This window comes from Roseovarius halophilus (ex Wu et al. 2025), assembly GCF_047086965.1.
In genome coordinates, this window is the sequence record NZ_JBKOTX010000180.1 from 1 (window position 1) to 11,106 (window position 11,106).

Annotated in this window: 11 protein-coding genes; 2 read left to right on the forward strand and 9 right to left on the reverse strand. The window is 63.1% G+C overall.

Features of this window, described 5'->3' with window-relative positions:
- Nucleotides 1–164: 164 nt before the first annotated feature.
- Genes queF through queC form a run of 4 tightly spaced genes read right to left on the reverse strand, consistent with a single transcriptional unit; the run spans nt 165 to nt 2,417 of the window.
- On the reverse strand, nt 165–632 hold the full coding sequence (gene queF, locus ACH107_RS25370) for a preQ(1) synthase (protein ID WP_412508369.1): 468 nt from the start codon (nt 630–632) through the stop codon (nt 165–167).
- Between the two features lie 11 nt (nt 633–643).
- Nucleotides 644–1,390 (reverse strand): 7-carboxy-7-deazaguanine synthase QueE, encoded by a 747-nt coding sequence (gene queE, locus ACH107_RS25375; protein ID WP_412508371.1) that lies wholly within the window; start codon nt 1,388–1,390, stop codon nt 644–646.
- Nucleotides 1,369–1,725 carry a 6-pyruvoyl trahydropterin synthase family protein gene (locus ACH107_RS25380; protein WP_412508372.1) on the reverse strand — a complete coding sequence of 119 codons (357 nt, stop codon included), beginning with the start codon at nt 1,723–1,725 and terminating at the stop codon, nt 1,369–1,371. Before ACH107_RS25380 ends, queE begins: the two co-directional genes overlap by 22 nt.
- Entirely contained in the window at nt 1,725–2,417 is a 693-nt protein-coding gene (gene queC / locus ACH107_RS25385) for a 7-cyano-7-deazaguanine synthase QueC (protein WP_412508373.1), read from the reverse strand. The genes ACH107_RS25380 and queC overlap by 1 nt, the downstream gene beginning before the upstream one ends.
- 123 nt (nt 2,418–2,540) lie before the next feature.
- Between queC and ACH107_RS25390 the strand changes: the two genes are divergently transcribed.
- Entirely contained in the window at nt 2,541–3,083 is a 543-nt protein-coding gene (locus ACH107_RS25390; RefSeq protein ID WP_412508375.1) for a LuxR C-terminal-related transcriptional regulator, read from the forward strand.
- Nucleotides 3,084–3,184: 101 nt separating this feature from the next.
- On the opposite strand, the gene ACH107_RS25395 is transcribed toward ACH107_RS25390, so the two are convergent.
- From ACH107_RS25395 to gatB, 5 genes are all read right to left on the reverse strand, one after another.
- Nucleotides 3,185–3,622 carry a universal stress protein gene (locus ACH107_RS25395; protein WP_412508376.1) on the reverse strand — a complete coding sequence of 146 codons (438 nt, stop codon included), beginning with the start codon at nt 3,620–3,622 and terminating at the stop codon, nt 3,185–3,187.
- Between the two features lie 13 nt (nt 3,623–3,635).
- Nucleotides 3,636–4,922, reverse strand: a complete 1,287-nt coding sequence (locus tag ACH107_RS25400) for a TRAP transporter large permease (RefSeq protein WP_412508377.1) — start codon at nt 4,920–4,922, stop codon at nt 3,636–3,638.
- Between the two features lie 3 nt (nt 4,923–4,925).
- Nucleotides 4,926–5,555, reverse strand: a complete 630-nt coding sequence (locus tag ACH107_RS25405) for a TRAP transporter small permease (RefSeq protein ID WP_412508379.1) — start codon at nt 5,553–5,555, stop codon at nt 4,926–4,928.
- A 79-nt stretch (nt 5,556–5,634) separates the two neighbouring features.
- Entirely contained in the window at nt 5,635–6,645 is a 1,011-nt protein-coding gene (gene dctP, locus ACH107_RS25410; protein WP_412508382.1) for a TRAP transporter substrate-binding protein DctP, read from the reverse strand.
- 445 nt (nt 6,646–7,090) lie between these two features.
- On the reverse strand, nt 7,091–8,599 hold the full coding sequence (gene gatB / locus ACH107_RS25415) for an Asp-tRNA(Asn)/Glu-tRNA(Gln) amidotransferase subunit GatB (protein WP_412508380.1): 1,509 nt from the start codon (nt 8,597–8,599) through the stop codon (nt 7,091–7,093).
- Nucleotides 8,600–8,815: 216 nt separating this feature from the next.
- Between gatB and ACH107_RS25420 the strand changes: the two genes are divergently transcribed.
- On the forward strand, nt 8,816–11,106 hold a 2,291-nt coding region (locus ACH107_RS25420), incomplete at its 3' end, for a calcium-binding protein (protein ID WP_412508381.1).

Here is an 11,106-nt window from a genome sequence, read left to right on the forward strand (position 1 = left end):
CGACCACGGCGCCCTCGGCGACACATCAACACTCGCCGACCCCTCCGTCGTCGACGACCTCGTCGAAAACAGGATGAACCGCTGAGATGACGCGGCCGGTGCCGGGCAACCGGCCCGGCCGCTTGTCGGCAGGCAGGCCGTCGCGACCGACTATGCGGGGCGTGTTACCCCCGGCCCCGGTAGGGGGGGACCCCCTGATCGGGTATCCATACGCCCTCGGGGCAGGGGCCGGTCTGCCAGAAAACGTCGATCGGGATCCCCCCGCGCGGATACCAGTAGCCGCCGATCCTCATCCATTGCGGGTGCAGGAAATCCACCAGCCGCCGCGCGATGCTGATCGTGCAATCCTCGTGGAACGCGCCATGGTTCCGGAACGAGCCCAGAAACAGCTTGAGTGACTTGCTCTCGACCAGCCAGTCACCCGGGACGTAATCGATCACCAGATGGGCGAAGTCCGGTTGCCCGGTCATGGGGCAGAGCGAGGTGAACTCGGGCGCGGTGAAGCGAACATTGTATTGCACGTCCGCCTGCGGATTCGCAACGCGCTCCAGCTCGGCCTCCTCAGGGCTTTGCGGCCATCGGCTTTCGCTGCCAAGTTGCTTCAGACTGCTGTAGATCGTTTCGTCGCTCATCGTGAGTCCTTTCAAACACCGCGTTTGTTGCCCCAGAGCATGACATGCAACTGCGGCAGGACATGCGCCTCGAACCAGCCGTCCCCTGTCACCCTGTCGACCAGCCAGCGCATCCGCGCGTCGATCCCGCCCTGATCGACCGTTGCACTGTCATCCCCGGGGGGCGGCGGTGTATGGTTGCCCGGCTGCAGATAGACCGGCAAGTCCGGATGTCGCGTGGCCACGTCGCGCGCATAGGCATAATCGGCGTCGTCGAAAACGACGATCTTCAGCACGGCAGGTGCCGGCCCCCCGGCGACGACGCTGGCGCGCAACGCGTCCCAATCCGTCGCCATCCCGCTCGATGGCGGCTTGGGGCTGAGCACGAGCATGTCCAGATCGGCGAACCAGTCGCGCACGATGGAGCCCTGCGTTTCCATCGCGAAGCGATACCCCTGGGCGTGCCCCAGCTCGATCAGCGGTCCGAGAGGCTGGATCGCCGGGTTGCCGCCCGACAAGGTGACCGTCAAGGGCTGCCCGACCGACAGTTGCCTGACGTCGGCCATCACGGCTTCGGGGGTCATGGGCGCCCAACTGTCGCGATGCGCCGGGTCCACCGCGTGCAGGCTGTCGCACCAGCTGCACCGGAAATCACAGCCACCGGTGCGCACGAACACGGTGGGCACCCCGATCAGCGCCCCTTCGCCCTGGATGGTCGGCCCGAAGATCTCGGACACGCGGATCGACCCGTTGGTGGTCACGGCCGGTATTCCGCCCATGTCTTGGGCGTTTCGCTCACGCGGGCCGCCGTGACCTCGGGCCAACGTGCCTTGCACCAGTCGTGGAAATGCCGGGCCAGATGCTCGGCCGTGACCATGTCGTCGCCCAGTACGTCATTGAGGTGACGATGGTCAAACTCATCGTCGATGTAGCGTTTCAACGGGGCCAGATCGAGATAATCCCGTACGAAGCCCTGTGGCGTGAGGTCGTTTGCCGTCAGTTCAATCACGACGATGTAGTTGTGCCCGTGCAGGCGCGCGCATTGATGCCCCTCGGGCAGCCCGAAAATCTGGTGCGATGCGGAGAAATGGAATTCCTTGGTGACCCGGTACATCAGGCACCCTCCACCGCGGTGCGCCAGTAATCGGGATCGGCGTAAATGGTAGGGTCCTCGACACGGGCCAGATGGAAGGCTTCGCGCCGCTCCACGCAGGTGCCGCAGCGGCCGCAATGCAGGTCACCGCCTTTGTAGCACGACCACGTCTCGGCAAAGGGGGTGCCGTGGCGTGCGCCTTCGACAACGATGTCTGCCTTCGATGCAGTGACGAACGGGGTGTGGAGCCGGATGTCGGCGACACCCTCAAGCGCCTTGTCCTGCATGGCCTGAAACGCGTCGATGAAGCCGGGCCGGCAATCGGGGTAGATGAAGTGATCCCCGCCATGGACCGCCGCGCCGACCGCATCGGCCTTTTCCGCGGCGGCCATGCCGAACGCGATGGTCAGCATGATCGCGTTGCGGTTTGGCACGATCGTCAGTTTCATCGTTTCCTCGGCATAATGCCCGTCGGGCACCGCCACGTCGTCCGTCAAGGCCGAGCCGCTGAGCGCCTTGCCCACCGCGCCGATATCAATGACCTTGTGCGGCACGCCCAGCCGATCAGCACAGGCGACGGCGCAGGCGATTTCCTTCACGTGCCGCTGGCCGTAATCGAAGGAAAGAAGGCCGCGGAGCCGGTTCTCCGACGCGACCTTGTGGGCAAGCACAACGGAATCGAGCCCGCCCGAGCAGATGACTAACGTCTCCATGGGTATGTCCTTGTTTTGAGCGGGTAGGCTGCGACCGCGTTTGACGTTGCATCTAGTGCCTTGCGGGACGCGACGCAACCCGCACGTCTTGCGCCCGCCCCGCGGCGCGGAACAGGAAGAACCATGCCCGTCAAGGATCTCGCCTTCGATCATGCGCCCGTTGGGCTCGCCGTTCTGGAAAACCGGGTCATACGGCAATGCAACCAGCGCTTCGCGCGGACCTTCGGTGCCCGGCCCGAGGATCTGGGCGACATGCCGCTCGCCAATTTTTACCCCTCCGCCGAGGACTACCACCGGATCGGCCAGCGCGGGTTGGCCGCGATGCGCGAGACGGGCTATTATCAGGACGAGCGCGTGATGAAACGCTGGGACGGGTCGCTGTTCTGGTGTCGGGCGCGCGGGCAGTCCCTGACGCCGGGCGATCCTTTCGGCCGCTCCATCTGGTCTTTCGCCGATCTTTCCGACGAACGCCCGTTGATCAACCTTACGCCGCGCGAACGCGAGGTCGCGATACTGACGTGCAGGGGCCTGACTTCCAAGGAAATCGGCCGGGAACTCGACTTGAGCTATCGCACGATCGAGATCTACCGGGCCCGGTTGCTCGAAAAGTTCGGGGCGCGCAAACTGGCCGAACTGGTGGCGAAGCTGTCGGGAATGCCGCTGTAGCGCGGTTCGGGTTCCCCGGTTGAAAAGGAAGCGCGCGCCGGACGGGCGGCGCGCGCATTGGCCGATGGGGCAGCGGGGCCGGGCCGTTCCCGTGGTGCGGATCACACCACGAGGACCGGTACCTTGGACAACCCGGTGACCTTGTGCGACACGCTGCCCAAAAGGTAGCCCTCGACCGAGCCCATTCCGCGGCTGCCGATGACGATGCAGTCATTTCCATGCTGGTCCGCGAAACTGACGATGGTTCGCGCGGGTTGGCCGGCCTTCACGAAAGCCCGCACCTTCTCGACGCCCGCTGCCTTGGCGCGGTTCTTGGCGTGTTCGGCGACCTCTTTCGCGTGGTCCTGCATGGCATCGTCGATATTGCCGGGGTCGGATGCCCGCACCATCGAGAAGGACGCCTCGAGCATCGAATGATGCCGGTAGACGGTCAGGATGTTCAACTCGGCCCCGCACAGCGTTGCGAGCTCTGCGGCCTTGTCCAGCGCCGCTTCCGCGCCGACCGAGCCGTCGAAGGGAACCAGGAGTCGATTGAACATGTCGGTCTCCTTTCTACTTGGCAAAGGCCAGATCACGCAGGAACAGGGCGATCTGCGGGAAGAAGATCAGCGCGGCCGTCACACCTATCAGGATCACGATGAACGGGGGCGTGCCCCGGATCACGTCCATGTAAGGGCGTTTGAAGACAGCGATCGCCGTGAAGATGTCGCACCCGAAGGGCGGTGTGGCGGAGCCGACGGCGACCTGAAGCGTAATCAGCGTGCCGACGAGAACGGGGTCCAGCCCCACGCTCTGGACCACCGGCGCGAAAATCGGAACGAGGATCAGGATGACCACGATCGGATCAACGAACATGCAGCCGATGAAGAACGCGATCGAGATCACGACCAGTACGCCGATCTGGCCCATCTGGTCAATGCCGATGCCACTTAGGATAGCCTGTGGAATCTGTGCAAAGGAAATCACCCACGAAAAGGCCGTGCCGGCGCCGACGAGGATGAACACCACGGCGGTGATCAGCCCGGTGGACTTGGCGGTCTCATAAACACCCTTGAGGTCGATTTGGCGAAAAACCAGCAGTTCGAGGATGAGCGCGTAGAGGACACAGGCCGCCGCGGCCTCGGTGGGCGAGAAGATGCCGCCGTAGATTCCGCCAATGATGATCGCCGGAAAGCCCAGGGGCCATAGCGCGCGGCGCGCGGTGGCGAACCTCTCGCTCCAGGATGCCTTTTCCTCGGTCGGGACACCGTTCCGCACTGCGTAGATCCATGCATAGATCGAGAACAGGAAGAGGATCAGCAGGCCCGGCCCGATACCCGCGATGAACAACTCGGCGATCGACGTGTTGGACACCACGCCGTAGATGATCATGCCGATCGAAGGCGGGATCAGGAAGGCGATGTCCGAGGCATTCACGATCAAGGCCAGCACGAAGCTGTCCTTGTAGCCGGCCTTGAGCATGCGGGGCCGCAGGGGCGAGCCGATGGCGACCACGGTAGCCTGTGTGGAGCCCGAAACCGCGCCGAACATCGTGCAGGCGGCGGCCGTCGACACCGCGAGCCCGCCGCGCAAATGCCCGACGAAGGACATTACCATGTCGATCAGCCGGCCGGCGGACTGGCCGCGTGTCATGATGTCGGCGGCGAAGATGAACATCGGTACCGCGATCAGCGACGCCGGCCGAACACCGGCCATCATCTGTTGAACCATGGTTTCCATCTGGCCCAGCCCGCCAAACAGCGAAATGAAACCCACGAATGCGCCGACGATAAGCGGGATCATCATCGGAAAGCCAAGCAGGAGCAGGACGATCATGATCGAGAAGATGGTAATGGCCATGCGTCAGATCTCCACTTCGCTTTCATCGTACCCCTCGAGCACGTTGGTAGACAGGTAGATGTCTTTTTCCAGTATGTTCTTGATCGCCGTCAGCAGGTACTGCAGCCCCGTCATGAAGAAGCCAACGGGCACCCAGACAAGGGTGATCCAGACCGGGATCTGCAACGACGGCAAAACCCGCCCGCGATCCGCCTGCGTCATGACGTATTGCAGCGAATACCATGCAAGGCCCAGCATGAAGACCGCCGTGACGATCGCGATGATGATCATGAGTGCCTTGCGCGGCTTGGAGGGCAGGGTGTCGAAAATCGCAGACATGCGGATATGGCGGCCCTGGCGTGCGGCGTAGGAAATACCGGCGAAGGTGATCAGAATGATGATGATGCGGTTCAATTCCTCGGAAAAGAAGATGCTTTGCTGGAATACGAAACGGCCGATCACGTTCGAGACCGTGTTCAGCGCCATCAGAAGCACGCCCACGGCCAGCAACACCGACTCGAGCCGGCTGATCGCCGTGTCGATGACGCCCAGAAAGCCCGGAAGCGTGGAGTGGTAAACCTCGAGCGGCGCGTCATCGGCCGAGGTCGTGTCCGTCTGCGATTGAAGCTGGGAGTCTCGTTCTTCGTTCGTCACTGTCCTGCCCCCTGTTGGAAATTACTGGCGCCCAAAAGGAATGCGCCCCTCGCAGGGGGCGCATCCGGGGCGTGTCGGGTTAGTCCTGCACCGCCGCGAGATCGGCCTTGAGCTGTTCGAGGATCGCCTTGCCGCTCTCCCCGGTCATCTCGATGAACTTGGCCTCGACGTCCTCGGCCGCTGCCTTGAACGGCGCGCGCTCCTCCTCGGACAGACGTGTTACCGTCATCTCGGGCTTGGCTTCCTTGATCTTGTCCAGCGACTCCTGCGTCAGGCCGTCCTGGTACTCGATGATGAAGTCGAACGCGACGTCCATGGCATCCCGGATCATCTGCTGTTCACCTTCGGGCAGGCCGTCGTAGAAATCCTGGTTGGCCATCACCGCCGTGGTGAACACGTTATGCCCGGTGAAGGTGATATGGTCGGTCACCTCGTACATCTTGGTCGATTCGACCCAGAACATCGGGTTTTCCTGGCCCTGGATGATGTTGGTCTGAAGACCGCCATAGGTTTCCCCCCACGGCAGCGGTGTCGGCGTCGCCCCGAAGGCCTGGTAGCTTTCAACCAGCAGCGGGTTGGTCATGACCCGGAACTTAACCTCGTTGAGGTCCGACGGCGCCTTGACTGGCTCCTTGGTTGTCATGACGACTTCGCCTTCGGGGAACATGGTCAGAAGCTCCAGCCCCTGTTCGGCGTAGAGTTCGGGGAACATGCCGTTGATCGCCTTCGAGTTCTCGAAAAACCGGGCGAGCTTTTCCTCGTCGGTGGGCAGCAGGTAGGGCACGAAGAAGACCTGCGCCTCGGGGATCAGCGAGCCCGTGAAGCCCGGCGACTGGTCCACGAATTGCAGGATGCCTGCCTGGGTCTGTTCCATGATGTCCGCGGATTCACCCAGCGTGCCGTACGGGAACAGCTGGATCGTGTGGTCGGAATTGGCCTCGACCTCTTCCTTGAACTTCTGGGCGAACTGGCCCTGCACGTCGGTCATGGCCTCCTCGAAGGCGTAGCGCCACGTGTCCGCGCTTGCCGTGCCCACGCTCGCCAGAAGGGCCGCCGCGGCCGCGCTTCCGGTCAGGATCCGGTTGAGAATGCTCCTAGATATCTCCCTTTGGTCCGTTTGACGGTGATCCCGCGCACGCCGGCACGGCACCGTCTGGCTAAATCTAGGTTTCACGGACGGCCGCATCGCCGAGGCACCCTTGCGAGCGATCGGCAGCGAGGAAATTCCTCCTTTATCGATGCGCTATGTGGGCCCGCCTCAACGGGGGCTGTCACACGAGTCAGCATGAGGTAATCTGCGACAGTCTGTCAACTTCTGTGGCTGACTCCGGTAGGTATTTTGGAATTACCATTTTAAAGCAGTTGGTAACAAGGCGAACATGAACATCCCGCGGGCGGAGCGACGTGCCCCAGGGCAGTGTTCGACCCTGCGGGCCCGTCGACGCGACCGGCAAAACCGGGCTTGGACGGTGCCGCTGCGCTGCGGCGTCCACTGCGTGACGACCGCGCCCCGGTCGGCATGTCGCAAGGGCCTGTCAGCCCCCGAGCTTCTTCTGGACGATCTCGTTCACCGCCTTCGGATTGGCCTTGCCGCCGGTGGCTTTCATGACCTGACCGACGAACCAACCTGCCAGCTTGGGATTCGTCTGCGCCTTTTCCACTTGGGCGGGATTGTCGGCGATGATCTGGTCCAGCGCCGCCTCGATCGCGGCGGTATCCGTCACCTGTTTCAGCCCTTCCGCCTCGACGATCTCGGCCGGGGCGCGCCCGGTCTCGACATGAAGTTCCAGAACCTGCTTGGCGATCTTTGTCGAAATCTCGTCCTTGGCGACCATGGCAAGGATCTCGGCATTGGCCTGCGGCGTGGCGATTTCCCGCGGGCCCACCTCGGCCTTGTTCGCGCGGCCCAGCACCTCGTTGATGATCCAGTTTGCGCAGCGCTTGCCGTCGCCGCCGCCCACGGATTCCTCGAAATAGGCGGCAAGGTCGCGATCGGCGGTCAGGACACTGGCGTCGTACTCGGTGACGCCGTAGTCGCGCACGAAGCGCTCTTTCTTCTCGTCGGGCAGTTCGGGCAGGCTGGCCTTGATGCCGTCCACCCAGTCCTGTTCGATCTCGAGCGGCAGCAGGTCGGGATCGGGGAAGTAGCGGTAATCATGCGCTTCTTCCTTTGACCGCATGGAGCGTGTTTCTCCCTTGTCGGGGTCATAGAGCCGGGTTTCCTGCTCGACCTCGCCGCCGGCCTCGACAATGGCGATCTGGCGGCGCGCCTCGAAGTCGATCGCGGCCTGAATGAACCGCATCGAGTTCATGTTCTTGATTTCGCAGCGCGTGCCCAGATGGGAATGGTCGCCCGTCTCGATGTAGGCCTCGTAGGCGCCGGGGCGGCAGACCGATACGTTCACGTCGGCGCGCAGGTTGCCGTTCTGCATGTTGCCGTCACACGTGCCGAGATACCGCAGGATCTGGCGCAGCTTCGTGACATAGGCGGCGGCCTCCTCGGGGCCGCGGATATCGGGGCGGCTCACGATCTCCATCAGGCAGACGCCCGTACGGTTGAGGTCCACGAACGACATCGCCGGGTCCATGTCATGGATGGACTTGCCCGCATCCTGCTCCATGTGGATGCGCTCGATCCGTACCTTGCGGGCGATGCCCGGTTCCATGTCGACCAGTATCTCGCCCTCGCCGACGAGGGGATGATACAGCTGGCTGATCTGGTAGCCCTGCGGCAGGTCGGGGTAGAAATAGTTCTTGCGGTCGAAAGCCGACCAGAGGTTTATCTCAGCTTTCAGGCCCAAACCGGTGCGGACCGCCTGTTCCACGCAGTACTCGTTGACGACCGGCAACATGCCGGGCATGGCGGCATCCACGAAAGAAACGTTCGAGTTGGGCTCGGCCCCGAATTCGGTGGACGCCCCCGAGAACAGCTTGGCGTTGGACGACACCTGGGCATGAACCTCCATGCCGATGACAAGCTCCCAGTCATGCTTGGCCCCGGCGATCACCTTGGGTGTGGGGGCTTCGTAAGTGAGATCGAGCATGAAACGCGCCTCCGAATGAAAGTGGTTGAGGTTCTAGGATAGCCGCGGAAAAGGGGCAAGAGGCATGTATGCTGCCGCGTTGGCGCGGGTTCGGCTGCGGCAATGCATCCATGGCGCCCGGACGATGAACGGCACCGCCGATCGCTGCTACGTTTGAAGGAAAACGGCGTTTCTGCTAACCTTGCTCATAAGTTTATTTCGTGACTGGAGCATATGATGGTCGATATACTGGGTGATGATACAGACGAACTGCTTGAGGGAACCAATGACGCCGATACTATTTCGGGTGCGGGTGGCAACGACACGATAAACGGGTACGGCGGCAGTGATGTCCTGAACGGCGGTGACGGTGCGGACCGGATCAATCCCGGCGATAACACCAATTTCGATTTCGTTTCCCCGGGCGCGGGCGATGACACGATCGACCTGAGCGATGTCCAGACCGGATTCGTGATCATCGATTACAGCGATTTCAGCGATACCAGCGCGCTTGAATGGACCATTGACGGCGCGACCAACACCGGAAGCGTTTTGAACGTGCCCACCGGGGCGATTGACACCATCATAGACGTCGAGAATCCGCTTTTTTCTGGATGGGTGCCCGGGGGTGGGCTTTCAGCACGCGGCGGCAGTGGAGACGATATTTTCAACCTCGCGCCGGATGGCGAACAATGGATGACCGTGCGCGGCAACGCGGGGAATGACACGTTCAACGTGTCCGGGACCGGTCTCGTCCAGCTTGATTATCGCGACGGTGGCGCGGTGACAGCGGACCTGACGACCGGGGAAATCGGCCACGACACGTTCTCGGATACACTGAACGGCACCATCTGGGGGCTGCGCGGGTCGAGCTTCGATGACAGGATCACGGGCGATGACACGGGTCAGAGGATCCGGGCGCAGGACGGCGACGACACGGTCGAGGCGGGCGACGGCGATGACCGGATCGAGGGCGGCGCCGGCAACGACACCCTCAGGGGCGGCGAAGGCAGTGATCAGCTTTTGGGCGGGGACGGCGATGACCTGATCGATCCCGGCGATGCTGGCGGCCGGTCCGGGTTCGACTTTTTCAACACCGGCTCCGGCAACGACACGGTCGATTTCGCCGAAACACTGACAAGTTTTGCAACGACACGGTATTTCCAGCTTGACGGTTCCGGCTCGGGGATCGTGGCCGATATCGACGGGGTCGCCAATACCGCCAGCGTCGACAAGGGCGCACAGGGCACGGATACCTATCTTGATATCGTCAATCCGCTGGATTCGGGCTTCACGACCGGGGGCTTCGGCATTGAAGGATCGACTGAGGATGACGTCTTCAACCTGACAACGGACAGCGAACAGTGGATGCAGGTTGCAGGGCGTGCCGGCGACGACACGATCAACATCTCTGGCGATGGATTTGTGCGCATCCAATACGTGAATGAAGGTCCGATTGTTGCTGATCTGGTCAATGGTACTGTCACGCATGACGGTTTCACCGACACGATCAATGGCAGCCCTTGGGAAATTCGCGCCAGCGACAATGACGATTCCATTCTTGGCAGCGATGCCGACGAATCCTTCATAACACGCCTTGGCAACGACACGCTCGACGGCGGCGGCGGGTTCGATATCATCCGTTTTGACCGCACTATCTTTGACAGCGGTTTGCAGGCCGATCTGGTGGCCGGAACCGTGCAGGGCGTTTCCGGGTCCACGCCCTACGATGTCAGCCTGACCGGTATTGAAGCGGTGCGCGGAACCGACTTCGGCGACATGCTGGCAGGTGATGCCGCGGCAAACAATCTTGAGGGCGAGGCCGGTGATGACACGCTTTCGGGCGGTGCCGGGGACGACACGGTCGATGGCGGGGCGGGCACCGACAGCGCGGTCATCGCCGCCGCGCGCGCCGATGCGGTTGTGACCGAAACGGGCGACGGGCTGCGGATCGAGACCCCGGACGGGGCCGACCTGTTCATCGACGTGGAGATGTTCGACTTCGCCGACGGCCCCGTCAGCGCCGACGAGTTGCTGGACGCGGACGACCCGGTGGGCGAGACGCTCATCGGCACCGATGGCGACGACAGCCTGACCGGCACGCCCCTTGACGACGCGATCGCCGGCGGGGCGGGCAATGACACGCTGACGGGCGGTGACGGCGATGACCAGATTGCCGGGTCCGACGGCGACGACGTGATCGACGGCGGCGCCGGGCGCGACAATATCGGCGGCGGGCTGGGCAATGACGTGATCGACGGTGGCCCGGGCCGCGACACGATCGGCGCGGGCCAGGGCGACGACGATGCCGCGGGCGGCGCCGACGACGACATCGTCAATGGCGGCGCGGGCAACGACACGCTGGCGGGCGATACCGGCAACGACACGATGGGCGCCGGGTTCAACGACGACACCGTCACCGGCGGCGCGGGCGACGACAGCCTCGGCGGCGGCACCGGGCAGGACACGGTGGATGGCGGCGCGGGCGACGACGCCATCGGCGCGGGCGAGGGCAACGACACCGTCAT

Bases quoted from the DNA above. Each gene is read 5' to 3' on its own strand.
- queC (WP_412508373.1), bottom strand. From the start codon at position 2,417: ATGGAGACGTTAGTCATCTGCTCGGGCGGGCTCGATTCCGTTGTGCTT.
- ACH107_RS25400 (WP_412508377.1), bottom strand. From the start codon at position 4,922: ATGGCCATTACCATCTTCTCGATCATGATCGTCCTGCTCCTGCTTGGC.
- queE (WP_412508371.1), bottom strand. From the start codon at position 1,390: ATGGGCGGAATACCGGCCGTGACCACCAACGGGTCGATCCGCGTGTCC.
- queF (WP_412508369.1), bottom strand. From the start codon at position 632: ATGAGCGACGAAACGATCTACAGCAGTCTGAAGCAACTTGGCAGCGAA.
- ACH107_RS25390 (WP_412508375.1), top strand. From the start codon at position 2,541: ATGCCCGTCAAGGATCTCGCCTTCGATCATGCGCCCGTTGGGCTCGCC.
- ACH107_RS25395 (WP_412508376.1), bottom strand. From the start codon at position 3,622: ATGTTCAATCGACTCCTGGTTCCCTTCGACGGCTCGGTCGGCGCGGAA.
- ACH107_RS25380 (WP_412508372.1), bottom strand. From the start codon at position 1,725: ATGTACCGGGTCACCAAGGAATTCCATTTCTCCGCATCGCACCAGATT.
- gatB (WP_412508380.1), bottom strand. From the start codon at position 8,599: ATGCTCGATCTCACTTACGAAGCCCCCACACCCAAGGTGATCGCCGGG.